The organism is Vineibacter terrae, assembly GCF_008039615.1.
GTDB lineage: Bacteria > Pseudomonadota > Alphaproteobacteria > Reyranellales > Reyranellaceae > Vineibacter > Vineibacter terrae.
In genome coordinates, this window is sequence record NZ_VDUZ01000022.1 from 83972 (window position 1) to 107811 (window position 23840).

Here is a 23840-nt window from a genome sequence, read left to right on the forward strand (position 1 = left end):
CACTTGTGGTACGTGTTCGGGACGACGGATTCATGGCCCGGATTGCCGGGTCGCCAGGAGGATCAGCAACATGTCAGTCGGCTCGATGCATATGAGGCTGTCGTGACCGCGCTCGGCCTGATGGGGCTGGGCGTGATGGGCGCCAACCTGGCGCGCAACCTTGCCGACCATGGCGTGCAGCTGGCGCTGTACGATCCGGCGGCGGGCGTTGCGCAGCACCTGGCGCAGGATCTCGGCAGCGCCGGCACGGCCTGCGCCACGCCTGAAGCGCTGGTGGCGGCGTTGGCGGCGCCGCGCACCATCTTCCTGCTGGTGCCGGCCGGCGCCGCGACCGACGCCGCGATCGAGTCGCTGCTGCCGCATCTGGCCGCCGGCGACGTGATCATCGATGGCGGTAACGCCTTCTATCGTGACACGGCACGGCGTCAGGCCGCCTGCGGGGCATCGGGCGTCCATTTCCTGGGATTCGGCGTTTCGGGCGGAGCCGAGGGCGCCCGCCACGGACCCGCGATCATGGCCGGCGGCGATCGCACGGTGCTCGAGCGCCTGGCGCCGACCTTTGCCGCTATCGCCGCCAAGGCGCCGGACGGCACGCCGTGCTTCGCGCGTGTCGGCGATGGCGCGGCCGGGCATTTCGTGAAGACCGTGCACAACGGCATCGAATATGCCCACATGCAGCTCATCGCCGAGGCGTGGCAGCTGCTGCGCCGGCTGCTGCGCCTGCCGCACGAGGAGGTCCGCGACCTGTTCGCGCGCTGGGCCCGCGGCGCGCTGTCGTCCTTCCTGATGGAGTGTGCCGTGCGGGCGCTCGACACCATGGACAAGGACGGCACGCCGCTGATCGAGCACATCGTCGACACCGCCGAGCAGAAAGGCACGGGCCAGTGGACCGCCAACGCGGCACTGGAATACGGCGTCGCCGCGCCGAGCCTGGCCGAGGCGGTGCATGCGCGCTGCCTCTCGGCCTTGAAGGACATGCGGCTGGCGATGGAGGCGTCGGTCGGGGCGCCGACGATGGCATTTGCCGGCGATGTCAAGGCGCTGGTGGCGGCCCTGGAACGGGCGCTGCTGTCAGCCAACATCACCGTGCTGGCCCAGGGCTTCGCGTTGATCCGCGCCGTCGATGCCGAGCATGGCTGGGGCGTCGACCCGGCGACCGTGGCGCGCACCTGGCGCGGCGGTTGCATCATCCGCTCGACGCTGCTGGAACCGATCGCCGAGGCCTATGCTGCCGCGCCGGATCTCGACAACCTGCTGCGTGACCGCGTGCTGTGGCGCCGCGTCACCGCCGGCGATGCCGAATGGCGCCAAGTGGTGGTGACGGCAGTCGCGCACGGCGTGCCGGTGCCGGTCTTCTCGGCGTCGCTGGCCTATGTCGACGGCCTGCGCACCGGCCGGCTGTGGGCCGACATGATCGCCGCCCAGCGCGACATCTTCGGCCAGCACGGCTTCGCGCGCTTCGGCTCACCTGGCCGGCACCATGCCGACTGGGCGACGCTCGACCTGACGTCGCCGGCCGGCGGAAGCTGAGCATGCTGGTCGTGGTGGTGATGGGCGTCTCGGGCTGCGGCAAGAGCACCGTCGGCCCGCGGCTCGCGACCACCCTGGATGGCGACTATGCCGAGGGCGACACGTTCCATCCGCCCGCCAACGTGACCAAGATGAAGAGCGGCCAGGCGCTCGACGACACGGACCGCAAGCCATGGCTCGAGGCCATGGCGGCCGCCATCGCCGATTGGTCGCGTGGGCCGCGGCCGATCGTGCTGAGCTGCTCGGCGCTGAAGCGGCGCTACCGCGACATCCTGCGCACCGGCTCGCCCGGGCTGCGGTTCGTCTACCTGGCCGGCGACAAGGCCCTGATCGCGGCGCGCTTGGCGGCGCGCAAGGGCCATTTCATGCCGGCGACCCTGCTGGACAGCCAGCTCGCAGCGCTCGAGCCGCCGGACGCCGACGAGGCCGTCACGGTGTCGATCGACCAGCCGCCCGACGCAATCGTCGCCCAGGCCGTGGCGAAGCTGAACGCAATGACATCGTCGTCATCCCGAGCGCAGCGAGGGATCTCCCGCGAATAGCGCACCGTGCGTTTCCTCGCGGGAGATCCTCGCTGCGCCCGGAGTGTGTGACTTGATCCTTCCCCCGGAGGGGGAAGGTGCCCCGAGGGGGCGGATGGGGGATGCTCGAACGGATTCGTTGTTCATCGGCGACATCGAATCCGTTGCAGCATCCCCCTTCCGGCGCTTCGCGCCACCTTCCCCCTCCGGGGGAAGATTAAGATCATAAACTCCCGAGATGACACGTGGGATTCAGGCTGACCCGATCCGCCTCAACGTCCCTTGAACTTCGGTGTGCGCTTTTCCTTGAAGGCGCGGGCGCCTTCCTGGCCGTCCTCGCTGTCGCGCACGCGCTGCAGGTCGACCATGGCCCGCGCCATCAGCTCCGACGGGCCGCGCGGCAGCACCTGCTGGGTGACGAAGCGCTTGATGGTCTTGAGCACCAGGGGAGCGAAGCCGGCGAGCTCATGACCCCAGGCCACGGCTTCCTCGACATGCTTGCCGGCGGGCACGACCTTGTTGACGAGGCCGACTTCGTAGGCGCGCTGCGCCTCCATCGGCCGGCACATCATGATGATCTCCATCGCGATCTTGTGCGGGATGCGCGCCGGCAGGCCGGAGATGATGCCACCGGTGAAGCCGAGCTTGGCCTCGGGATAGGAGAACCTGGTGGTCTCGCTGGCGATGGCGAGGTCGGCCATCATGACCACGACCATGGCGCCGCCGACGCACCAGCCCGAAGTGGCGGCGATCACCGGCTTCTCGGTCTGCACGCCCAGCGTCGGCACGCAGCGCCACAGCTCGGGCAGGTCGGTGACGTCGGCGCCGACCGAGAACGCCTTCTCGCCGGCCCCCGTGATCACGGCTACAAGCTGGCTGTCGTCGGCATCGAACTCGGCAAAACGCTCCTGCAGGTCCAGCGCCACCTGGCGGCTGATCGCGTTGCCCTTCTCCGGCCGGTTGATCGTGAAGATCGAGACCGCGCCATCCCTCGTCACTGTCACCACATCGGCCATCGTGCTGGACTCCTTTCCGCGTCACGCTGCTACTCGGTCTTGATATTGCCTCGTCGGATGATATCGCCGAACATCCTTGCCTCGGCCGTGATCGTGGCGCGGAACGCCGCCGGGTCGAGCCAGGTCGGGCGCAGCCCTGCATTGTCGAGCCTGGCCTGTATGTCGGGGGCCGCGATCGCCTCCGCCATCGCCTTGGCCATCCTGCCGATGGCGGGCTGCGGTGTGCCGGCCGGCGCCACGATGCCGAACCAGCTTTCGCCGTCGCTCTTCTCGTAGCCCTGCTCCTTGAGGGTCGGCAGGTCGGGGAGCTGGCCCCAGCGCGCGTCGCCCAGCATGGCCAGGGCCCGCAAGGTGCCGGCCTTGACGTGCGGCAGGACCGTCGAGTCGAACTGCACCTGCACCTGGTTGGCGAGCAGCGCCTGCGTGGCGGGCGCGCTGCCCTTGTAGGGCACGTGCACCATGTCGATGCCGGTCTCGAGCTTCAGCATCTCGCCGATCAGATGGGTGATGGTGGCCAGCCCCGACGAGCCGAAGTTGATCTTGCCCGGGTTGGCCTTGGCATAGGCCACGAACTCACGGACATTCTTGACCGGCAGCGACGGGTGGACGGCCATCGCGCCCCAGGATGTCGCCATGCGGCCGACGGTCACGAAATCCTTCTCGGGATCGAACGGGATCGGCTGCAGGTGGCGCGTGATGCACACCATCGCCGTCGTCACCATCAGGAAGGTGTAGCCGTCGGGCGGCACCGACTTGGCCGCCTCGGCACCGATCATGCCGCTGGCGCCACCCTTGTTGTCGATCACGATCGGCTGGCCCAGAAGGGACGACACCCGTTCCATCACGATCCGTGTACTGGAATCGCTGGGGCCGCCCGGCGGGTAGGGCACGATCACCCGCAGGGGACGGGTCGGCCAGCTTGTCTGGGCCATCGCCAGGGCCGGGGCCATCAAGGCCGCCGCGGCGAACAGCGCTGCAAGCGCCCGTCTGTTCATGCCATCCTCCCGCGTCCTTGCCCGGACTATGGCACTCACACCGCCAGCGGGAAAGCCGCGCACTTTTCAAGAGGGATACTGCCAATGCTCGACGATCCGCCCATCCTGACCATCCGCGAGGCATTTACGCGCCCTGCCGCCGACAAGGTCGCGGCGCTGGCCGGCGCGCAGACCGGGCACCTGGTCGACAGCATGGACGGCCGTGGCGCGCTCGACTGGCGCATCAAGCCGCTCGATCCGGCTAACGCCGCATTCTGCGGCGTGGCGATCACCGCCTTCGCCTATCCGGCCGACAATCTGGGCGTGTTCGGCGCCTTGGAGCAGGCGCAGGCAGGCGATGTGATCATCGTCGCCAACGACGGCTATACCGGCACGGCGCTGGTCGGCGATCTCGTCTGCGGCATGATGAAGAACAAGGGCGTCGCCGCCTTCGTCACCGATGGCCTGGCGCGCGATCGTGCCGGCATCCTGGCCACGGGCCTGCCGGTGTTCTGCGCCGGGGTCTCGCCCAACTCGCCGGCCCGCACCGGGCCCGGCACCACCAACCTGCCGATCCAGATCGCCGGCGTGACGGTATCGCCCGGCGACGTCATCGTCGGTGACGCCGATGGCGTCGTGGTCGTGCCGCAGGCCATGCTCGACGGGGTGATCGAGCGCCTGAAGGCCATCCGCACCGCCGAGGCCGCGGCCGAAGCCAAGGTGAAGGGCGGCGCCACGATGAACGCCGCCGCCGGGCGCATCCTGAAATCGGATCGCGTGAAGCGGATCTGAGGCACGACGCAACACTTCTTGGCACTGAAGAAGAGTCGTTCATCGCCTGGGCGAGCAGACTTCGAATTCGGAAGACCAAGCGGCGCCGGTGGCGACCGAACCGAGCGCGACGAGCTGATGGAGGCTGCGGCGCCGGGACAGCCACCGCCAAGTTACGCCTGAGGCACAATATTATCGCTCCCGATGGGAAATTTCCCATCGGTCTATGTTGAACCGCGGGGGGACGTGTGCGTTGTCCGGATTTTGGGGACGACACGCAGGAGATGACACTGACCAAGACCCGGAAGGCGCCGGCGTCGACGGTTACGGTAGATTACAGAATTGTCGACGGCTGGCACGTCTTCACGTCCGACCAGGTGAAGGGCCTTTATGTAGCGCACGAGGACTGTCGTACCGCCTATGATGCGGTAGCGCCTGCGATAGAGGCGCTTCTCACTGAGAACGAGAAGGTGGAAGTAAAGGTTCAACCGGGAACTACGGTTGATCGGTTTCTTGCTTACTTGAAAACCCGTGTGTTAAATCTGCCGTTGCGACCCGGGCGCCGCGACTTTGTTGTGATTGCCGCCCACAAATGAGAACCGGTGGCGCGTTACACGCGGGAAACGCTTAGGGCATCTCAGGTCGCTCCGTGCCAGCAAGATATATTTCGCTCGCCTGTTTTCGTTCCGTTGTGGCCCGCCGGGACGTCGCATATATACGCCGCAGTTCGCGTTCCCGTCGTCGTGCCGCAAGACGGGCGTTGCCGCCGGTTGCTGTCGACAAGCAACACCATCCTCACCAGCATCGGGTTCGCCTCATGGCCATGTCAGCCGCTGTGTGCAACCATGACGTGCCTGCCGTTCTGCCGGGAGCGCGCCACTCCAATGGCGCACCGGCCCGAAGGGCCGGCTCTTCTCCTTCCGTCATTCATGATCCGGCCCTTCGACAGGCTCAGGGCAGGCTGCTGCGCGCCGGTGCGCCACTGGAGCTTACCACCGGCGATCCGCCGTCCTTCCCCAGCGACATCCTGCCGCCGAAGTGGCGCGACTGGTGCCGGCACGCTGCGCGCGCTGCGACTGCGCCCGTCGACTATGTGGCGTTGTCGCTGCTGACCGTGGCCGCCGGCCTGATCGGCGGCGCGCGCCACGTCACGCCCGTGCCGACATGGCGCGAACCCTGCGTGTTGTGGACGGCCCTGGTCGGCGCGCCGGGCTCGGGCCGGACGCGGGGCCTGGATGCGGCGCTGCAACTGGTGCGCGCGCTGGAGCAGCACCTGGGGAGCACCGGCGACGCCGCCCGACGCCGTCACGCCGGCGCGCGCGAGGCGGCGCGGGTGCACGCGCGGCTCTGGCGCCAGGACGTGCGCAACCTGGTGTTGAACGGGGCGGCGCCCGATCCGCTGCCGCCGGAAGCCGAGGACCCTCTGCCGCCACGCCGGCTTGTCATCGATGATCCCCGCATTCAGCCGATCGCCGATGCCGCGCGCGGCCATCCGTCCGGCATTCTGCTGGCGCCTGACGCGCTCGAGGCCTGGCTCGCCGCGCGCCGCAGAGCCGGCCTGGACGGGCGCTGCTGGCTGAAAGCCTGGTCGGCACAGCCGTGGACCGTCACGCGCCGTGGCGAACCGGTGGGCGAGGTCACATGTGCCGTGTCGATCCTGGGCACGCTGCGGCCCGAGGCGATACCGCCAGAGCGCCGCGGCGGCAGCGACGACGTGCTCGGGCGCTTGCTGTTCATCTGCCCGCCACGAGCGGTGCTGCAGCCGTTGTTGCCAGACGCGGACGGCTTTCGCGCGGATGCGCTCGGAGCGCTGGTGCGGTTGCGCGACATGCCTCCGGCGGCTCGCGACGTGCCGCTGACCCCGGCGGCGCTCGCCGTGTTCGAAGCGTTCCGGCGCGTGCACGACCAGGACGCCATCGCGTTGGCGGGACGGGAGGCGGCGTGGTGGAGCAACGGCCCGGCAATGGTGCTGCGCCTGGCCGGCGTGATGTGCTTCCTCGACTGGGCGGCGCAGGCCGCGGCGACGCCGGAACCGGCGCAGGTGTCAGCCGAGCACATCGGCGCGGCTGTCGACCTGTGGTGGCATTGTCTGTGGCCCCAGGCGCGCGCCGTGTTCGATGCCGCGGGCCGGCGCGACGTGGAGCGCGTGCGGCGCTGGCTGGCGGTGCAGCGCCCGGACGCGGTGTCCCGCGAGCAGATCCGCCGCGAGGCGCTGTCGCAGGCGGTCACCGCGGCCGAGGCCGACGCGGTCGCCGAGGCGCTGGTCGCGGCCGGCTGGCTGCGGCCGATGGACCACGCCGCCACCGGCCCCGGCCGGCCGCCCCGCCGCTGGCAGGTCAACCCCGCGCTGTGGGCGGAGAATCCTTGCCACACAGCCTGGGAGGAGGACGATGCCGAAATTTCCGCTACCTCTTTCGACTCGAACACGCGCGACGACGCCAAGACGAAAAGTGGCGCAGCGATACAGCCTGTCACCCCAAGCGCCGCGAGGGATCCAGGTGCCATCGCTGGATCCCTCGCAGCGCTCGGGGTGACAGCAAGCAAGCTGCGAGAGCCGTGCCATTCGAGGGAGCGGCAGGTCTACGCAATTTCCGCTACCCCATGTGAGCAGGGCGATCGCATATGATGTTGTTGCACGCTTTCTGTCATCCTGAGAGCAGCGAAGGATCTATTGGACCGTCGCCTGGCACGGACCATCGGATGGCGCACCTGCGCCATCTCCCAGGCCCGTGGGTGTCGGCTGCTCAATAGATCCTTCGCTGCGCTCAGGATGACAGAAAGCGATATGCGATCGCCTTGCCAATGCCCATTGCGTTGCCGCCATGCTTTCTCGCGGGCAGCCCTGTGCCCAGCCGGCGAGAGGGGTATGACTCACATCTTCCCGGCGCGGCGGTACTCCAGGTCGCGCAGCTCGCGGCGGCGGGTCTTGCCGGTCGGGGTCTTGGGCAGGTCGGCCACGAACTCGATGCGGCGCGGATACTTGTACGGCGCCGTCACCCGCTTGGCATGCTCCTGGATTTCGCTTGCCAGCGCGTCTGACGGCGCGACACCAGGCTTCAACACGATGAACGCCTTCACCACCTCGCCGCGCGCGTCGTCCGGGCTGGCGACGGCGGCGCACTCGGCGATGGCGTCATGCTGCATCAGGGCGTTCTCGACCTCGGCCGGCCCGATGCGGTAGCCGGCCGAGCCGATGATGTCATCGTCGCGTCCCTGGTAGAAGATGTAGCCGTCGGCATCCATGGTCACGAGATCGCCGGTGAGATGCCAGTCGACGCCGTCGATAGTCACGCGATCGGCGGCGGTACGCTGCGGATCGCGCCAGTAGCCCAGCATGTGCATGGGTTGCGGCTGGCGGATCGCCAGCACGCCCACCTCGTCGGAGCCCAGAAGCCGGGTGCGATCGACCGACACCACCGCCGCATCGAGGCCGGGATAGGGCTTGCCCATCGAGGCAGCGCGCGGCGGCAGCAAGGCATGGTTGGTGACCAGCATCAGCCCCTCGGTCTGGCCATAAGCCTCCAGCAGGCGGCAGCCCGTCATCGCCTCCCAGCGCGTGACGATCTCCGGGTTGACGCTTTCGCCGCCCGACAGCGATGCCCGCAGCGAGGACAGGTCGAACGCGGACACGTCCTCCAGCACCAAGCGCCGCAGCTCGGTGTTGGGAGCGCAGAACACGCTTACCCGGTAGCGCTGGATGAGCTCGAAGCGGCGGCGGGCGTCGAACGGCCCGTCATGGAACACCACGGCCGCGCCGCAGGACCAGGGGCCGATCAGCACGCTGGTGCCGGCCTTGGCCCAGCCGGTGTCGGCCGTGCACCACATGACGTCACGCTCGGTGAGGTCGGGCCAGAACCACATGGCGTTGCGCCACGCGAAGAGGGCACGGGCAGCATGCAGCACACCCTTGGGCTTGCCGGTCGAGCCCGAGGTGAAGAACAGCATCGCCGGGTCTTCGGCGCCGACCGTGGCGGCGGGGCAGCTGTCGCTTGCCGCCGCGATCGCCGAGTCGAAATCGATCCAGCCCTCGCTGCCGCCCACCGCGACCCGGACGACCACGCCCGGCAGCCCGGCGAACTTGCCGGTGTTGGCCGCTGTCGTCACTGCCGCCACGGCCTGCGACGCCTCGACGCGGTAGGCGATGTCGTCGGCCGTCAGCATCTCGATCGACGGTATCGGCACGGCGCCGAGACGCAGGCACGCCACCATGGCGATCTGCCAGGCCGGCAGGCGCGGCAGCATGACCACGACGCGATCGCCCTGGCGCACGCCCGCGCTGCGCAGCACGTTGGCGAGACGGCTTGAGAGGCTGGCGATCTCGGCGAAGGTGTAGCGACGCTCCTCGCCGGCAGCGTTGGACCACAGCAGCGCCGGCCGCGCCGGCTCACGCGCCCACGCGTCGACGACATCGGTGGCGAAGTTGAATGTCGCCGGTATCTCCCACCGGAATGCTGCGCGCAGCGCATCGAAGGTGTCGGCCTGAGGACGGCGCATGGTGGCCTCGCTCAGGCTTTGACGGCCAGGCCGCGCGCCAGGCTCCAGCGATGCACCTCGGAGGGGCCGTCGTAGATGCGGAAGGCGCGGATCTCGCGGAAGATGCGCTCGACCAGGGTGTCGCCGGTGACGCCCATGCCGCCCAGGACCTGCACGCAGCGATCGGCGATCCGGAACAACGCTTCCGATACCGCCACCTTGGCGATGCTCGACTCGGTGCGGGCGTCGCGGCCCTGGTCGAGAACCCAGGCGCAATGCCAGATGGCCAGCCGCGACAGGTGCAGGTCGATCAGGTTGTCGGCGAGCTGGAAGCCGACGCCCTCGTGCTCGATCAGCGTCTTGCCGAAGGCCTTGCGCCGGTTGGCGTAGTCGACGGCGATATCGTGCGCCCGGCGCGCCGCGCCCAGCCAGCGCATGCAGTGCGTCAGCCGCGCCGGCGCCAGCCGCACCTGGGCATAGCGGAAGCCGCGGCCGACCTCGCCCAGCACGTCGTCGCGATGCACGCGCAAATTCTCGAAGCGCACCACGCAGTGGCCGCCGGTCATGGATTCCTCGATGGTGTCGATGGTGCGGTCGACGACGATGCCCTTTGCGGGCAGGTCGCACATGAACATGGTGGCGCCGCGGTCCTGCCCGTCGATCATCGTGCGTGCCATGATGATCATCAGGCCGGCACCGTTGGCGCCGGTGATCAGCCACTTCTCGCCGTTGATGACGAAGTGGTCACCGTCGGCCACGGCTGTCGTGGTCATCGCCGACGGGTCCGAGCCGGCGCCGGGCGCCTGCTCGGTCATGGCGAAGCAGGAGCGGATGTCGCCCGCTGCCAGCGGCTTCAGCCAGCGCTGCTTGTGCGCCTCGCTCGCCACCGCTTCGAGCATGTGCATGTTGCCCTCGTCGGGCGCCATGCAGTGCAACGCGATCGGGCCCAGCAGGGAGTAGCCGGCCTCCTCGAACACGATGGCGCGCTCGCGATGCGACAGCCCCAGCCCGCCCCAGTGCGGATCGCATTGCGGCGCCAGCAGGCCGGCGCGCTGCGCCAGCGCATTGAGCTCGCGCCGCAGCGCGTCGCTGGGGCCGTGCGGACTCTGCCGCTTGTCCTTCTCGTAGGGCAGCACCACGTCGCGAATGAACGTGCGTGTGCGGTCCTGCAGATCCTGTTCGCGTGGCGTGAGGCTGAAATCGATCATGAGTCACTCGGTCTGGCGGCAGGGCTGCCGCATGGGGCGCGGAGAAAGGTAATAGGCGATCGCTTCGGGTCTAGCGGGCGGTCAGTGCCTTGGCAATGGCGGCTCAATGCGCGAGCGGATAGACCGCCTCCCAGAATTTCCATGGCCTGGGGTAGGCCTCGCGCAGCCGCTCGACGAAGGTGTCGTGCGCTTCCCAATCCGGCTCGGTGCCGGCGGGCGGCTCCAGCGCCGCGCATTCGGCCAGCGCCAGCGCCGCCTTCTCGATCAGGTGCGGCAGCCCGCGCCGCAGCACGCCCTGGATGGCCAGGCGCAGGGCGACCACCGCCGCAAGCGGATGGCGCAAGCGCAGCACCTCGCCGGCGCTGAACAGCATGTCGGGCGGCGTGGCGCCGAACTCGGTGCTGCGGCTGCGCACCAGACGCGCGACGCTGTCGATATCAGGCCAGGCGAGCAGGAAGGCCAGGGCGTCAGTGGCGGACTTGGCGTCCAGGACATGCGCCATCGCGCGCTGCTCGGCTTCGAAATCAGCAAAATCGGGCAGGTGCCTGAGGTAATCCTTCAGCATCTCCCTGTCGAGATGCCGCTCGAAATGCTGCCAGCGCAGGGCTTGTGCTTCCTCCCGCTGGCCCAGGGATTCCAGCGCCGCCAATCGCAGATCGAGCGTCGGGATCAGGCGGTTGTGGTAACGGCCGTCGTCGAGCCACGCCAGCGCCTCGGCGCCGCGGCCAGCCCGCACCAGCCGTTCGACAATGGCGCGCACGTTGACCTGGGCCCGCGGCTGCGCCTTCTCCAGCGCGATGTAGCCGTCGACGTCGCCCAGGAGGTCGGCGATCTCGCCTAGCTGGCGGCGCAAGCGCCAGGCATGCGTGCCCGACCGGTAGGCCGGCTTGCCGGCGGCGCCCCAGCGGCCGCCGGCAAGCTCGGCCGGCAGCTCCTTCAACGCCGCCTTCAGGCGTGCGCGCACCGTCTGCAGGCCGGCCGCGCCCAGCGCGGGCGCAAGGACCGTCAGCACGTTGGGAAAGGCGTCGTCCTCGCGGCCGGCGCAGTCGATCGCCAGCGCCACGAGCTCGTCCGGGTCGGGCGGCGCCGCGCGCCACAGGCGCACCAGGTCGGCCAGCACGGCGGCCAGCCAGGCGCTGACCTGCTCGCGTGGCGGCGGCGCGCGGCGCACGATGGCAGGACCGAGCGCAAGCATGTGCCGAAGCAGGCCGATCGCGGCGGCAGGATCGGTCGCCGCGATCGTGTCCTGGCGCAGCTGCTCCAGCTCACGGACCAGGGCTTTCGCGCCTTCCCGGTCGACCTCGCGTCCCTTGGCCAGCATCAGCAGGCGCCGGTCGATATAGTCGTGCAGCTCGCCTTCGCCCGATGCGGCCGCCAGCGTGCGGGTCAGGGTTTCTCGCAGGAGCCGGTCGTGGCGCGCCTGCTCGACCAGCAGCGCCGCCAGCCGCGATGCCCCCAGCTTTTCGAGGTTGGCCACAGTGATGCCGGTGGGGCTGCGCTTGATCGTCGTCTTCGGCAATCCGAACCCCCAGCTCCGCTTCGGCAAAGTCGGGTATTGCAGCGGGTCGGCGAGTCGCTGTCAAATCAGTGGCTCGGCCCGGATCTTGCGATGGTCCCGGGATGGGGATCCAGGGGGACGAAGGCTCCTGAATTGGAGGCATCGGAGCGCGGCATGTCCGATCGTATCGAGTTCATCCTCAACGGCCGGCCCGTGGTGGCCGCCGGCATATCGCCGGCGATGACCCTGCTCGATTGGCTGCGCGCAGAGGCGCGGCTGACCGGCACCAAGGAGGGCTGCGCCGAGGGCGACTGCGGCGCCTGCACGGTGGTGCTTGAGCAGGCGGCCGCGCCAGGGCGGATCACCTGCGCGCCGGCCAATGCCTGCCTGGTGATGATGGGCCAGGTGCATGGCCAGGCGGTGCGCACGGTCGAGGGGCTGCGCGGGCCGGGCGGTGCACCGCATCCGGTGCAGCAGGTGCTGTCCGAAGGCGACGGCACGCAATGCGGCTACTGCACGCCGGGCATCGTGATGAGCCTCTATGCCTTCGCCACCGGCGGCGAGCCGGCCGATCCGGCACTGATGCACGACGCCTTGGCCGGCAATCTCTGCCGCTGCACCGGCTACCGCCCGATCGTGGAGGCCATGACGGCCATGACGGCCGTGGCGCAGCAGCCTGTGGTGCCGGACGGCGGGCCGGCCTATGCGCATGCGGTCCTGGGGACGTCCCAGGCGACATTCGAGGGCGGCGCGACGCGCTTCGATGCGCCGGCGAGCCTGGATGCGCTGCTGGCCTTGCGTCGCGACTTTCCCGGCGCATGGCTGCTGGCGGGCGGAACCGATCTGGGGCTGCGAGTCAGCCACGACCGCGACGTGCCGGACCACGTGGTGCATGTGGTGCACGTGCCGGAGCTGCAGGTCGTGTCGCTCGAGCGCGGGCGCCTGCGGGTCGGTGCCGCGGTCACCTATGCGCGCCTGCTGCAGTATCTCGATCCGGCGCTGGCGCCGGTCAGCGCCATGATACGGCGGCTGGGCTCGCGCCAGATCCGCGCTTTGGGCACGCTCGGTGGCAATGTCGGCAATGCTTCACCGATCGGCGACACGCTGCCGGTGCTGCTGGCGTTGGACGCCGTGATCCATCTGCGCTCGGCGGCGCGGGGGCAGCGCATTGTCGGTGTCGATGATTTCTTCCTGGGATATCGCCGCACCGCGCTGGCGTCGGACGAGATCATCGAAGCCATCGACATGAAGATTCCGGATGCTGGCGATGTCTTCCATGTCGACAAGGTCTCCAAGCGGCGAGACCAGGATATCTCGGCGGTGCTGGGGGCATACTGGCTGCGGATCGAGAACGGCACGGTACGGACGGCGCGCCTGGCTTTCGGCGGCATGGCCGCGACCCCGGCACGGGCCCGCGGCGCCGAGGCGGCGCTGGTGGGGCAGCGCTGGACCGCGGCATCCGTCGAGCGCGCCGCGACGGCCCTGGCCGGCGACTTCCAGCCACTCGACGATTGGCGTGGCAGCGCCGCCTATCGCCTGTGCGTGGCCGGCAACCTGCTGCGCCGGCTTCATCTGCGGACAACGCAGCCCCATGCCGTGATCGAGGTCGACCAGCTATGACCACCGCCGATCCTGATCTGGCTGCCGGCACGGCCAAAGGCGGCGTTCACCGGGCGCAGCGCCATGACAGCGCGCTCAAGCACGCCACCGGCGAGGCGGTCTTCATCGACGACATGCCGGAGCCCGCCGGTCTGCTGCACGCGGCGCTGGTGCTGTCGCCGGTGGCGCATGGACGGCTGCGCGCGGTCGACCTGACGGCGGCGCGGGCCGCGGACGGCGTGGTTGCTGCGCTCACCGCGGCCGACGTGCCCGGCCGCAACGACATCGCCCCGGTCCGCGAGAACGAGCCGTTGTTCGCCGACGCGCTGGTGGAGCATGCCGGCCAGCCGATCGCCGCCATCGCCGCCACGTCGCTGGACGCTGCGCGGGCGGCAGCGAAGAAGGCCGTGCTCGACATCGAGGCGCTGCCGGCTGTCCTCACCATCGACCAGGCGGTGGCCCGGCAGTCATTGCTCTATCCGCCCGTGGTGATGGCGCGGGGCGATGCCGATGCGGCGCTCGGCAGCGCACCGCATCGGCTGTCCAACAGCTTCCGGGTCGGTGGGCAGGAGCACTTCTACCTGGAAGGCCAGGTGGCGCTGGCGCTTCCCGGCGAGGACGGCGATCTCATCATCCATTCCTCGACCCAGCATCCGACCGAGGTGCAGCACATCGTCGCCCGCGTCCTGGGGCTGGACTACAACCAGGTGACGGTGATGGTGCGCCGCATGGGCGGCGCCTTCGGCGGCAAGGAAAGCAACGCCTCGTGGGTCGCGGCGGCGGCGGCGCTGCTGGCGCGCGCGACCGGGCGGCCGGTCAAGCTGCGCCTGCCGCGTGCGCACGACATGGTGGCGACCGGCAAGCGCCACGGCTTTCTCTATCGCTACACGGTGGGCTTCGACGACGACGGCCGCGTGCTGGGGCTCGACGCCACGCTGGCCGCCAATGGCGGGCACAGCGTCGACCTCACGCCCGGCGTGCTGGCGCGCGCGCTCACGCATGTCGACAACGTCTACTGGGTGCCGCATATCCGCTGCACGGGACTGGCGTGCAAGACCAACACGGTTTCCAACACCGCCTTCCGCGGCTTCGGCGGCCCGCAGGGCGTCGTGGTGATGGAGGATGCCATCGGCCGCATCGCGCATGCGCTCGGCAAGACGGCCGAAGCGGTGCGTGCCGTCAACTTCTACGGCGAGGGCAAAGACGACGAGACGCCGTATGGACAGAAGGTCGAGGACAACCTGATCCGGCGCTGCGTGGCGCAGGTGGCGCGCGATTCAGACTGGGATCAGCGCCGGGCCGGGATCGACGCCTTCAACCGCGGCAGCGCGGTGATCAAGCGCGGGCTGGGACAGTTTCCGCTGAAGTTCGGCATCTCCTTCAACATCCCGAGCATGAACCAGGCCGGCGCCCTGGTGCACGTCTACAGCGACGGCTCGGTCCGCCTGAACCATGGCGGCACGGAGATGGGGCAGGGGCTGTTCGTGAAGGTGGCGCAGGTCGTCGCCGAGGTGTTCCAGGTCGACCTCGACCGCATCCGGGTGACCGCCACCTCGACCGGCGAGGTGCCCAATACGTCGCCGACGGCCGCGTCGACCGGGTCCGACCTCAACGGCTGGGCGGCCTTCGCCGCGGCCAACACGATCCGGCAGCGCATGGCCGCGTTCGCCGCCGGCCATTTCGACGTGCCCGAGGACACGATCGCATTTCGCGACAACCACGTGCATGTCACGCGTCCGGGCGACAACCGCGTGATGGCATTCGGCGAGCTGGCGCGGTTGTGCCACCAAGACCGCGTGTCGCTGTCGGCAACCGGCTTCTACAAGACCCCCAAGATCCACTGGGACGCGGAGAAGATGAACGGACGGCCGTTCTTCTACTTCTCCTACGGTGCTGCCGTCGCCGAGGTCGCGATCGACACGCTGACCGGCGAGATGCGCGTGCTGCGCGTCGACCTCGTGCAGGATTGTGGCCGATCGCTCAACCCTGCGGTCGATCGCGGCCAGATCGAAGGCGCTTTCGCGCAGGGCATGGGCTGGCTGACCTGCGAGGAGCTGTGGTGGGATCCCGAGGGCCGCCTGCGCACGGCCGGTCCGTCGACCTACAAGATCCCCGGCAGCCGCGACATGCCGCCGATCTTCAACGTCAGGATCCTGCAGGACGCGCCGGCGCGCGAAGCCACCATCTTCCGCTCCAAGGCGATCGGCGAGCCGCCGCTGATGCTGGCCACGGCGGTGTGGACCGCCTTGAAGGATGCCATCGCCAGCGTCGTGGACCACCAGGTGCCGGTGACCCTGGACGCGCCGGCAACGCCCGAGCGTGTCCTGATGACGGTGCAGGCCGTGCGGCAGGGGCGTCGCACGATCTGATGGTGCCTACCGGGCGCGCGTCCGCGCGAACAGGCGCTCGAACAGCAGCGGCAGCGTGCGGTCGATCTCGCGGCGGGCGGCCTTCTCATCCTTGGCTTCGTTGATCCATAGGACCGCCTCGTTGAGCGCCCCCGACAGCAGGTAGGTCATGATCTCAGGCGACAGCGCCGGATCGGGTTGCTCGGCCAGCATGGCCTCGACGCCGGCGCGCAGGGTGCGCATGGCGTGCCGGCCGTCGATCTCGCGCCAGCGGTGCCAGCCCAGCGCCGCCGGCGCGTCGATCAGGTAGATGCGCCGCGCCGGCGGCTCGAGGCAGGCGTCGAGGAAGGCGTGCGTGCCGCGCAGCAGGGCGTCGAAGGCGTCCTTGGCCGGCATCGACGCGGCATCGATCCGGTCGGCGATCCCACGCGCCACATCGTCGACCACGGCCTCGAACAGCGCCCGCTTGTCGCGGAAATGATAGTACAGCGCCCCGCGCGTGACCGCGGCGCGCCGGACGATGTCCTCGGTCGCGGCATCGGCATAGCCCGTCGCCGTGAACACGCGACGCGCCTCGCGCAGCAGCGCCGCGCGCGTGGCCGCGTGCTGCTCGGCCTTGGTCTTCGCTCTTGACATACATACAGCCTGTATTTATTTTCCATCACATACAGACTGTATGTAAAACCTGGACCTTGCAACGCGCGAGGCGATCATGACGGAGCAGACACGCGAGGGCGGCTGCCAGTGCGGCGCCATCCGGTATCGGATCACGGGCGAGGCGGCCTTCGCGGCCGTCTGCCATTGCGCGATGTGCCGTCGCGCGCACGCCGCACCGAGCGTCGCCTGGGCGATGTTCGAGGAGTCGCAGGTGCGGTTCGTGGCCGACCGTCCGAAAACCTATGCCTCCTCGGCGGAGGCGCAGCGCGGCTTCTGTCCGGCGTGCGGCACCCAGATCTGCTTCACGGCGTCGTTCATTCCCGGCCTGATCGACATCGCCATCGGCAGCCTGGACCAGCCCGAGACCCTGTCGCCCACGCTGCACTACTGGGACTCGCGGCGGCTGCCGTGGGTGCATATCGGCGATGATTGGCCGCGGTTCCCCGAGCTCCCACCGGTCGGATGAAGCGGCTGCCCTACGGCCGGCGCAAACCGGTGGGCGGGCGGTCCTGGTTCAGCTTCGTATACTCATGGTTGCCGACGCAGGCCGCTGGCTTGCCGTTGGGCGCGGCGTAGACCTCGACGCGCTCACCTTCTTCGACGATCAGCAGGATACCCGGTCCGTACCAGACACCACGGTTGAAAGCTTCGTATCCCGGCTCGACAAAGAACGTCTTGCTCATCGCCCCGCCACCCCTGGATCGACCACACGTCGGCACAACTTGACGCTGCGTGCGGCTGCTTATGTACATATTGCCGTTGCAACTGCAAGTATATATTGCCAGCCGGGATTTCGATCTACATATGGTGGATCGGTGCAGCGATTTACCCAAACATATGCGCCGGCAGATCGTCACCGAGCCGCCGTGCGGCCTTCGACGGCAACAGCGATGTCATTGGCGGTGTGCTGCAAGGCGCCGAGATAGCGATCCACCGTCTCGTCGACGGAGAGCGCGCGCTGGAAGAAGCGCAATGACAGGCAAGCTAGCACGGCGCCGTCCCGCAGGATGGGCACCGCCAGGCCGGTATACTTGCTGCGGTCGGGCGGTGTGATGGCGTAGCCCTGCCGCCGGATGTCACGCAGCGCCGCCAGCAGCTGGCGGCTGTCGCGCGCCGGCGCGTTCTCCCGCCGCCGCGACGCGGCCAGCGCGCGCAGGATCATGACGCGCTCGGCGTCGGGACAGAACGCAAGGTGAGCGCGGCCCAGCGCGCTGCTCAGGATAGGGAACGAACGGTAGGTGGCAGCCGGCTCAGTCGACAGCGGACTGTCACCGATCGTGCTGTGGCGGACCTGGATGACGCCGCCTTCGAGCATGCCGAGATACAGCGGCCAGCGATGCACCTGCGTGAAGCGCTGCATCGGCAGGATGGCCGCGTCGACGACCTGGTCGCGGAAGCGGAACCCGGCCGCCAGGCGCGCCACGCGGCCGGTCACGCGGTAGCCCAGCGTCGAGGACACCTGCTCGGCATAGCCGGCCGCGCGCAGCGCCTGCAGCAGGCGCACCAGTGTCGCTTTCGGCAGGCCGGTCTCGGCGTGCAGCAGATGCAGCGACGTGGTGGGCCGCCGATTCAGCGCCTCCAGGATGGCCAGGGCGCGCGAGATGGGACCGATCTCGCCAGGGGCAGGGGGGGTGGGCATGATTCCGTAATACGGAAACTGCCAAGATTCCTCTGCGCTGTCACCGCCAGCGGTGAGAGAGTCGGGCCGACAAACGGAGGGACGCATGGCCTACCAGACGATCGAGGTGCACAAGCTCAACCCGGTGATTGGCGCCGAGATCGCCGGCGTCGACCTGTCACGGCCGCTGGGCAACCAGCAGTTCCAGGAGATCCACGACGCGCTGGCGGAAAACCTGGTGATCTTCTTCCGTGACCAGAAGATCACGCCCGACCAGCACAAGGATTTCGGGCGCCGCTTCGGCAAGCTGCACATTCATCCGGCGTCCGGCCGGACGCTGGAGGGACATCCCGAACTCCTGGTGATCGCCGCCGACGAGAATTCCAAGCGCGTCGCCGGCGAGGACTGGCATTCGGACGTGTCGTTCGAGGCTGAGCCGCCGATGGGCAGCATCCTTTACCTGACCGAGGTGCCGCCGTCCGGCGGCGGCGATACCATGTTCGCCAGCATGTATGCTGCCTATGAAGCCTTGTCAGACCGCATGAAGGCGTATCTCGAGGGCCTTACGGCAATCCACGACAGCCGGCATGTGTTCGGCGGGGCCTACGGCGATCGCGCGGACAAGGTGCTGCCGCGCAACGAGCATCCGGTGATCCGCACCCATCCCGTCACCGGCCGCAAGGGGTTGTTCGTCAATCGTGGCTTCACCACCCGGATCGTGGGCCTGCCGCGTCCCGAGAGCGCGGCGCTGCTGGAGTTCCTGTATCGTCATGTCGAGACGCCGGAATTCCACTGCCGCTTCCGCTGGCGCGCCAATTCGATCGCCTTCTGGGACAACCGCTGCGCCCAGCACCATGCGCTGTTCGACTACCACCCGCACCGCCGCTACGGCCATCGCGTGACGGTCTGCGGCGACCGCCCGTTCTACAGGGCATGAGCTGGAGAGGGCGCGATCCTTCCGGAGCGCGCCCTCTCGCCATCACTTCACCGGCTCGAGGATGCTGACGTAGTTGGCGACGGCGGCGCCGCCCATGTTGAAGATGCCGGCCAGCTTCGGCGCTTGCAGCTGCATGCCGCCGGCCGTGCCCGAGAGCTGCAGGCAGCTCATCACATGCATCGACACGCCGGTGGCGCCGACCGGATGGCCCTTGGCCTTGAGCCCGCCTGAGACGTTGATCGGCAGCTTGCCGTCGCGCTCGACCCAACCCTCCAGGATCGCCCGCTCGCCCTGGCCGCGCGGGGTCAGGCCCATCGCCTCGTACTCGATCAGCTCGGCCGAGGTGAAGCAGTCGTGGGTCTCCACGAAGCTGAGGTCGAGCAGGTCCAGCCGCGCCGATTCCAGTGCCCGCTTCCAGGCCAGCGTCGGGCCGTCGAACTGGATGATGTCGCGCTTGGACATCGGCAGGAAGTCGTTGACGTGCTCGGCGGCGCGGAAGGCGATCGCCTGCTTCATGCCCAGGGCCGCGTCGGTATCGGCCAGGATCACGGCGGCGGCGCCGTCGGTGACCGGCGAGCAGTCGGTGCGCTTCAGCGGGCCGGCGACGAACGGGTTCTTGTCCGAGGGATTGCGGCAGAAGGCGTAGTCGAACTCCTTCTGGAAGTGGGCGAAGGGGTTCTTGACGCCGTTGCGGTGCGCCTTCACGGCGATGCGGGCCAGCGCATCGGACTTGTCGCCATAGCGCTGGAAGTAGGCCGAGGTGATCTTGCCGAAGATACCGGCGAAGCCGGCCTCTATATTGGCCTCCTCGGCGACATAGGACGCCTTGATCAGCACGTCGCCGGCCTGGGCGCTGTTGAGCTCGGTCATCTTCTCGACGCCGACCACCAGCACGAAGCGGGCCTTCTTCGCCGCCAGGCTGTTCAGCCCCATATGGATGGCGGCCGAGCCGGTGGCGCAGGCGTTCTCGACCCGGGTCGAAGGCTTGAAGCGCAGGTCCGGGTGGGTCTGCAGCGGCAGCGACGAATGGAACTCCTGCTTCACGAAGCCGCCGTTCATGTTGCCGACATAGATCACGTCGACGTCGCGCGGCTCGATGCCGGCATGGGCGATGGCCTCGCTCGCCACCTTCGTGATCAGCGACTCGCTGGTCTCGCCGTCGAGCTTGCCGAACTTGGAATGGGCCCAGCCCACGATGCAGGCGGTCATGAATGCCTCCTAGGCGAACGGTACATCACATTGAATGTAGGCCAGCCGTCCGCCGTGGTCGATGGTGCCTGTGGAATAGTGCATATGCACTAATTTCATCATGGGCCGCGCCGGATCATCGCTCCTTGGGGTCGAGCGCGTCGCGCAGGCCGTCGCCCAGCAGGTTGAAGGACAGCACGGCGAGGAAGATGGCGACGCCGGGCCAGATCGCCATCCAGGGGGCGTTGGTCAGGAAGCGCTGCGCCGAGTTGAGCATGCTGCCCCAGGAGGGGGCCGGGGGCTGCTGCCCCAGGCCCAGGAACGACAGCGCCGCCTCGGCGATGATCGCCGCGGCGAGCGCCAGGGTCGCCTGCACCAGCAGCGGCGGCAGGATGTTGGGCAGGATATGGAACAGGGCGATGCGCCATCGCGGGTTGCCGACGGCGCGGGCCGCCTCGATGTAGTCCTCGACCCGCACCGCCATCACCTGGCCGCGCGTCAGCCGGATGAAGATCGGCGTGGCGGTGATGCCGATCGCGATCATGGCATTGCCCAGGCTGGGGCCGAGAAAGGCCGCGAGCGCGATGGCCAGGATCAGGAAGGGCGTCGCCAGCATGGCATCGGTGATGCGGCTGATGAGGGCATCGATCCAGCCGCCGACATAGCCGGCCACGATGCCCAGCGGCACGCCGATGCACAGCGCGATGCCCACCGAGATGATGCCGGCGCTCAGCGAGGCGCGCGCGCCGTAGATGACACGGCTCATGAGGTCGCGGCCGACCTCGTCGGTGCCGAACCAGTGCGCCGCCGACGGCGCCTTGCGCACCAGCGACCAGCTCTGCTGCAGCGGGTCGTAGGGCGCAATCCACGGCGCGAGCAGCGCCAGCACGATGAAGACGGTGATGATGGCGAGGCCGACCATCGCGCCCTTGCGCCGCCGCAGGCGCCGCCAGGCGCGCCGGGCGGGGCTCTCGACCTGCAGCGCGTCGACGCTCGCCATGCCGTTCGCGGTGATGCTGGCCATGGTCAGCTCCGCAGCCGCGGGTTGGCCAGCATGTAGGCGATGTCGGCCAGCAGGTTGAGTGTGATGTAGGCGGTGGCGGTGACCAGCACGACGCCCTGCACCACGGCATAGTCGCGGTTGAAGACGGCGTCGACGATCAGCTTGCCGAAGCCGGGGACGGTGAAGATCTGCTCCGTCAGCACGGCGCCCGACAGCAGCGTGCCCAGCTCCAGCGCGCCCAGGGTGATCACCGGCGTGAGCGCATTGCGCATGGCATGCTTGAGCACGACCGAGCGCTCGAGCAGGCCCTTGGCGCGCGCGGTGCGGACATAGTCGCTCGACAGCACCTGCAGCATGGCGCCCCTCGTATGGCGCATCAGGACGGCGGCGATGGCATTGCCCAGCACGAAGGCCGGCATGATGGTGCTGGCGAGGCTCGCCCGCAGGTCCTCGCTCGGCCGCACGTAGCCGGACGCCGGCAGCCAGCCGAGCTGAACGGAGAACAGGAAGATCAGCAGGATGCCCAGCCAGAAGTTCGGCGTGCTGATGCCCCACAGCGCGAAGATGTTGGCGCCGTAGTCGAGCCATGTGTCCTTGTACACCGCAGAGACGATGCCGGCGCCGACGCCGATCACCAGCGCGATCAGGATCGCCATGCCGGCGAGCTGCGCCGTGACCGGCAGCTTCTCGAGCACGAGGTCGAGCACCGGCTTCTTGATGCGCATGGACTCGCCGAGATCGCCCGACAGCACGCCCTTCATCCAGTAGACGTATTGCACGGGAATCGGCTGATCGAGCCGGTACTGGGCACGGATCTGCGCGATGACCTCCGGATCGCGATCCTCGCCGGCCATGATCAGCGCCGGATCGCCGGGAAGAAGCTGCTGCAGCCCGAAGATGATCACCGACACGAAGAACAGCGTCGGGATGAGCTGCAGCAGGCGGCGGCCCAGGAACGGGAGCATGCTGCGGCCCGCTATTTCAGCCGCAGCCCCACGACGCGGACCAGGCCGTCTGGCATCGGCTTGTAGCCTTCCAGCCGCTCGGTATGCGCGATCAGCACCCGGCGGTGGTAGAGATAGATGATGTGGCCCTCGTTCTCCCCGACCATGCGCTTGGCAACGATCTCGTACATGTGCTTGCGGCCTTCGGGCTCGGACAGGGTGCGCGCCTTGTTCAGCGCCTCGTCGGTGCCGGGATCGCAATAGCCGGAAACGTTCTGGGGCGCCTTGCAGGCAGCGAAGGCGTAGATGTTGCCGTCGGGGTCGGTGCGGCCGGACCAGCCGATCAGGTAGGCCTGGTATTCGCCGAGCTCGGATTGCTTCAGCGAGGTCGCGAACTCCGTAACACGGATCTTCATGTCGAAGCCGACCTCCGCCACCATCGACTGGATCAGCTCGGCGACCTGGCGGGTCTCGGGGTTGTTGGGCACCATGAAGTCGATGGCGAGCGGACCGTTGACGCCGGCTTCCTTCAGCAGGGCTTTCGCCTTGGCCACGTCGCGCTTCGGGATCGGCACGCTCTGCTGGTAGTAGGGATGCTGCGGGCTGACCCACTGGTTGCCGGGCACGAACTCGCCGTTGAAGACGACCTGGTTCAGGGCATCGCGATCGAGCGCCAGCTCGAACGCCTTGCGCACCTTGGCGCTCTTGGCCAGCGGTGTATCGGCCTTGGGACCGTTGCTGAGGTTGATGGTCAGGCCCTGGTAGCCGATCTCCACGGCGCTCACCAGCTTGAGCTTGGGCGTGTCGCGGATGGTCTTGATGTCGGTGGCCAGCGGCCGCTCGATCAGGTCGAGGCCGCCGGAACGCAGGTTCGCCAGCCGCACCGTCGAATCGACGATCGGCAGGTAGGTGATCTTGTCGATATGGACGTTGGCCTTGTCCCAGTAGTCGGCGAACTTCTCGACCACGATGCGGTCCTGCTGCACGCGTTCGACGAACTTGTAGGGCCCGGCGCAGACCGGCTTGTTGCCGAACTTGTCGCCGGCTTCCTTGGCGGCCTTGGGCGACACCATCATGCCGGCGCGGTCGGTGAGCTGCGCCAGCAGCGGCGAGAACGGCGCCTTCAGCAGCAGGCGGATCGTCATCGGATCGACGACCTCGACCTTGTCGACCTGCCCCAGCTCCGGCTTGCGGAACGAGCCGGTCATGGTCATGTGGCGTTCGAGGCTGTACTTGGCCGCCTCGGCGTCGAACGGCTCGCCGTCGTGGAACTTCACGCCCGGCCGCAGCTTGATCGTGACGGTCTTGCCGTCGGCCGAGGCCTCGTGCGACAGCGCCAGCTGCGGCACGATGTTGAGCTTCTCGTCGATGTCGAACAGCTTGTCGCAGATCGACGCGAAGACGATGCGCCCGACATAGGTGCGGGCCAGGCTCGGATCCAGCACATCGGGATCCTCGGCCAGCCCGATGCGCAGATGCGTCTGGGCCTGCGCCGCGCCGGCCAGCGACAGGGCCAGCGCGGCGGCGATCGCGATACTCCTCCCAACTTTCATGT

Annotated in this window: 21 protein-coding genes; 9 read left to right on the forward strand and 12 right to left on the reverse strand. The window is 68.6% G+C overall.

The features are described 5' to 3' along the window. Nucleotides 1-102 precede the first annotated feature (102 nt). Together gndA and FHP25_RS19595 are read left to right on the forward strand one after the other, a co-directional pair. Nucleotides 103-1530, forward strand: a complete 1428-nt coding sequence (gene gndA / locus FHP25_RS19590; protein ID WP_147848642.1) for an NADP-dependent phosphogluconate dehydrogenase — start codon at nucleotides 103-105, stop codon at nucleotides 1528-1530. Nucleotides 1531-1532: 2 nt separating this feature from the next. After that, complete coding sequence (locus FHP25_RS19595) at nucleotides 1533-2072, forward strand: gluconokinase (RefSeq protein WP_147848643.1); 540 nt, start codon at nucleotides 1533-1535, stop codon at nucleotides 2070-2072. A 251-nt stretch (nucleotides 2073-2323) separates the two neighbouring features. Here the strand turns inward: FHP25_RS19595 and FHP25_RS19600 are convergent, their stop codons facing one another. Both FHP25_RS19600 and FHP25_RS19605 read right to left on the reverse strand, forming a co-directional pair. Next, on the reverse strand, nucleotides 2324-3067 hold the full coding sequence (locus tag FHP25_RS19600; RefSeq protein WP_147848644.1) for an enoyl-CoA hydratase/isomerase family protein: 744 nt from the start codon (nucleotides 3065-3067) through the stop codon (nucleotides 2324-2326). A 29-nt stretch (nucleotides 3068-3096) separates the two neighbouring features. Further along, nucleotides 3097-4062 (reverse strand): Bug family tripartite tricarboxylate transporter substrate binding protein, encoded by a 966-nt coding sequence (locus tag FHP25_RS19605; protein ID WP_147848645.1) that lies wholly within the window; start codon nucleotides 4060-4062, stop codon nucleotides 3097-3099. An 84-nt stretch (nucleotides 4063-4146) separates the two neighbouring features. On the opposite strand from FHP25_RS19605, the gene FHP25_RS19610 reads away from it, so the two are divergent. The 3 genes from FHP25_RS19610 (at nucleotide 4147) to FHP25_RS19620 (ending at nucleotide 7438) form a co-directional block, all read left to right on the forward strand. Continuing rightward, the gene (locus tag FHP25_RS19610) at nucleotides 4147-4833 is read left to right on the forward strand and encodes an RraA family protein (RefSeq protein ID WP_147848646.1); all 687 of its coding nucleotides are present in this window, start codon (nucleotides 4147-4149) and stop codon (nucleotides 4831-4833) included. Between the two features lie 263 nt (nucleotides 4834-5096). Then, on the forward strand, nucleotides 5097-5408 hold the full coding sequence (locus tag FHP25_RS19615) for a hypothetical protein (protein WP_147848647.1): 312 nt from the start codon (nucleotides 5097-5099) through the stop codon (nucleotides 5406-5408). Nucleotides 5409-5629: 221 nt separating this feature from the next. After that, nucleotides 5630-7438 carry a DUF3987 domain-containing protein gene (locus tag FHP25_RS19620; RefSeq protein WP_147848648.1) on the forward strand — a complete coding sequence of 603 codons (1809 nt, stop codon included), beginning with the start codon at nucleotides 5630-5632 and terminating at the stop codon, nucleotides 7436-7438. Between the two features lie 245 nt (nucleotides 7439-7683). Here the strand turns inward: FHP25_RS19620 and FHP25_RS19625 are convergent, their stop codons facing one another. The 3 genes from FHP25_RS19625 to FHP25_RS19635 form a co-directional block, all read right to left on the reverse strand. Then, on the reverse strand, nucleotides 7684-9306 hold the full coding sequence (locus tag FHP25_RS19625; protein WP_147848649.1) for an acyl-CoA synthetase: 1623 nt from the start codon (nucleotides 9304-9306) through the stop codon (nucleotides 7684-7686). An 11-nt stretch (nucleotides 9307-9317) separates the two neighbouring features. After that, nucleotides 9318-10493 carry an acyl-CoA dehydrogenase family protein gene (locus tag FHP25_RS19630; protein WP_178133643.1) on the reverse strand — a complete coding sequence of 392 codons (1176 nt, stop codon included), beginning with the start codon at nucleotides 10491-10493 and terminating at the stop codon, nucleotides 9318-9320. A 103-nt stretch (nucleotides 10494-10596) separates the two neighbouring features. Continuing rightward, on the reverse strand, nucleotides 10597-12012 hold the full coding sequence (locus tag FHP25_RS19635) for a DUF6880 family protein (protein ID WP_147848650.1): 1416 nt from the start codon (nucleotides 12010-12012) through the stop codon (nucleotides 10597-10599). Nucleotides 12013-12165: 153 nt separating this feature from the next. Here FHP25_RS19635 and xdhA point away from each other — a divergent pair, with 153 nt between their 5' ends. Further along, nucleotides 12166-13611 carry a xanthine dehydrogenase small subunit gene (gene xdhA / locus FHP25_RS19640; protein WP_147848651.1) on the forward strand — a complete coding sequence of 482 codons (1446 nt, stop codon included), beginning with the start codon at nucleotides 12166-12168 and terminating at the stop codon, nucleotides 13609-13611. Next, nucleotides 13608-15959: a xanthine dehydrogenase molybdopterin binding subunit gene (xdhB, locus tag FHP25_RS19645; RefSeq protein ID WP_147848652.1), complete on the forward strand. Its 2352-nt coding sequence runs from the start codon at nucleotides 13608-13610 to the stop codon at nucleotides 15957-15959. Before xdhA ends, xdhB begins: the two co-directional genes overlap by 4 nt. A gap of 6 nt (nucleotides 15960-15965) precedes the next feature. Here the strand turns inward: xdhB and FHP25_RS19650 are convergent, their stop codons facing one another. Next, entirely contained in the window at nucleotides 15966-16574 is a 609-nt protein-coding gene (locus FHP25_RS19650; protein ID WP_147848653.1) for a TetR/AcrR family transcriptional regulator, read from the reverse strand. Nucleotides 16575-16650: 76 nt separating this feature from the next. On the opposite strand from FHP25_RS19650, the gene FHP25_RS19655 reads away from it, so the two are divergent. After that, a complete protein-coding gene (locus FHP25_RS19655; RefSeq protein WP_147848654.1) occupies nucleotides 16651-17061 on the forward strand; it encodes a GFA family protein in 411 nt (136 codons plus the stop codon). A 10-nt stretch (nucleotides 17062-17071) separates the two neighbouring features. Here FHP25_RS19655 and FHP25_RS19660 read toward each other — a convergent pair whose 3' ends face one another. Both FHP25_RS19660 and FHP25_RS19665 read right to left on the reverse strand, forming a co-directional pair. Next, nucleotides 17072-17278: a hypothetical protein gene (locus FHP25_RS19660; protein WP_147848655.1), complete on the reverse strand. Its 207-nt coding sequence runs from the start codon at nucleotides 17276-17278 to the stop codon at nucleotides 17072-17074. Nucleotides 17279-17448: 170 nt separating this feature from the next. Next, nucleotides 17449-18234 carry a helix-turn-helix domain-containing protein gene (locus FHP25_RS19665; protein ID WP_178133644.1) on the reverse strand — a complete coding sequence of 262 codons (786 nt, stop codon included), beginning with the start codon at nucleotides 18232-18234 and terminating at the stop codon, nucleotides 17449-17451. 85 nt (nucleotides 18235-18319) lie between these two features. Between FHP25_RS19665 and FHP25_RS19670 the strand changes: the two genes are divergently transcribed. Then, nucleotides 18320-19150 carry a TauD/TfdA dioxygenase family protein gene (locus FHP25_RS19670; RefSeq protein WP_147848657.1) on the forward strand — a complete coding sequence of 277 codons (831 nt, stop codon included), beginning with the start codon at nucleotides 18320-18322 and terminating at the stop codon, nucleotides 19148-19150. Nucleotides 19151-19192: 42 nt separating this feature from the next. On the opposite strand, the gene FHP25_RS19675 is transcribed toward FHP25_RS19670, so the two are convergent. The 4 genes from FHP25_RS19675 to FHP25_RS19690 form a co-directional block, all read right to left on the reverse strand. After that, nucleotides 19193-20359: an acetyl-CoA acetyltransferase gene (locus FHP25_RS19675; protein WP_147848658.1), complete on the reverse strand. Its 1167-nt coding sequence runs from the start codon at nucleotides 20357-20359 to the stop codon at nucleotides 19193-19195. Nucleotides 20360-20474: 115 nt separating this feature from the next. Continuing rightward, nucleotides 20475-21338 (reverse strand): ABC transporter permease, encoded by an 864-nt coding sequence (locus FHP25_RS19680; protein WP_218578466.1) that lies wholly within the window; start codon nucleotides 21336-21338, stop codon nucleotides 20475-20477. A gap of 26 nt (nucleotides 21339-21364) precedes the next feature. After that, nucleotides 21365-22306 (reverse strand): ABC transporter permease, encoded by a 942-nt coding sequence (locus FHP25_RS19685; RefSeq protein WP_147848659.1) that lies wholly within the window; start codon nucleotides 22304-22306, stop codon nucleotides 21365-21367. A gap of 11 nt (nucleotides 22307-22317) precedes the next feature. Next, entirely contained in the window at nucleotides 22318-23838 is a 1521-nt protein-coding gene (locus FHP25_RS19690; RefSeq protein ID WP_147848660.1) for an ABC transporter substrate-binding protein, read from the reverse strand. Between the last annotated feature and the right edge of the window lie 2 nt (nucleotides 23839-23840).

Excerpts from the sequence above, each read along its gene's own strand:
- FHP25_RS19655 (WP_147848654.1), top strand. The coding sequence starts at position 16,651 with ATGACGGAGCAGACACGCGAGGGCGGCTGCCAGTGCGGCGCCATCCGG.
- FHP25_RS19675 (WP_147848658.1), bottom strand. The coding sequence starts at position 20,359 with ATGACCGCCTGCATCGTGGGCTGGGCCCATTCCAAGTTCGGCAAGCTC.
- FHP25_RS19670 (WP_147848657.1), top strand. The coding sequence starts at position 18,320 with ATGGCCTACCAGACGATCGAGGTGCACAAGCTCAACCCGGTGATTGGC.
- FHP25_RS19660 (WP_147848655.1), bottom strand. The coding sequence starts at position 17,278 with ATGAGCAAGACGTTCTTTGTCGAGCCGGGATACGAAGCTTTCAACCGT.
- FHP25_RS19605 (WP_147848645.1), bottom strand. The coding sequence starts at position 4,062 with ATGAACAGACGGGCGCTTGCAGCGCTGTTCGCCGCGGCGGCCTTGATG.
- FHP25_RS19595 (WP_147848643.1), top strand. The coding sequence starts at position 1,533 with ATGCTGGTCGTGGTGGTGATGGGCGTCTCGGGCTGCGGCAAGAGCACC.
- FHP25_RS19665 (WP_178133644.1), bottom strand. The coding sequence starts at position 18,234 with ATGCCCACCCCCCCTGCCCCTGGCGAGATCGGTCCCATCTCGCGCGCC.
- FHP25_RS19650 (WP_147848653.1), bottom strand. The coding sequence starts at position 16,574 with ATGTCAAGAGCGAAGACCAAGGCCGAGCAGCACGCGGCCACGCGCGCG.
- xdhB (WP_147848652.1), top strand. The coding sequence starts at position 13,608 with ATGACCACCGCCGATCCTGATCTGGCTGCCGGCACGGCCAAAGGCGGC.
- FHP25_RS19625 (WP_147848649.1), bottom strand. The coding sequence starts at position 9,306 with ATGCGCCGTCCTCAGGCCGACACCTTCGATGCGCTGCGCGCAGCATTC.
- FHP25_RS19630 (WP_178133643.1), bottom strand. The coding sequence starts at position 10,493 with ATGATCGATTTCAGCCTCACGCCACGCGAACAGGATCTGCAGGACCGC.
- FHP25_RS19690 (WP_147848660.1), bottom strand. The coding sequence starts at position 23,838 with ATGAAAGTTGGGAGGAGTATCGCGATCGCCGCCGCGCTGGCCCTGTCG.
- xdhA (WP_147848651.1), top strand. The coding sequence starts at position 12,166 with ATGTCCGATCGTATCGAGTTCATCCTCAACGGCCGGCCCGTGGTGGCC.
- FHP25_RS19620 (WP_147848648.1), top strand. The coding sequence starts at position 5,630 with ATGGCCATGTCAGCCGCTGTGTGCAACCATGACGTGCCTGCCGTTCTG.
- FHP25_RS19610 (WP_147848646.1), top strand. The coding sequence starts at position 4,147 with ATGCTCGACGATCCGCCCATCCTGACCATCCGCGAGGCATTTACGCGC.
- FHP25_RS19615 (WP_147848647.1), top strand. The coding sequence starts at position 5,097 with ATGACACTGACCAAGACCCGGAAGGCGCCGGCGTCGACGGTTACGGTA.
- FHP25_RS19600 (WP_147848644.1), bottom strand. The coding sequence starts at position 3,067 with ATGGCCGATGTGGTGACAGTGACGAGGGATGGCGCGGTCTCGATCTTC.
- FHP25_RS19685 (WP_147848659.1), bottom strand. The coding sequence starts at position 22,306 with ATGCTCCCGTTCCTGGGCCGCCGCCTGCTGCAGCTCATCCCGACGCTG.
- FHP25_RS19680 (WP_218578466.1), bottom strand. The coding sequence starts at position 21,338 with ATGGCGAGCGTCGACGCGCTGCAGGTCGAGAGCCCCGCCCGGCGCGCC.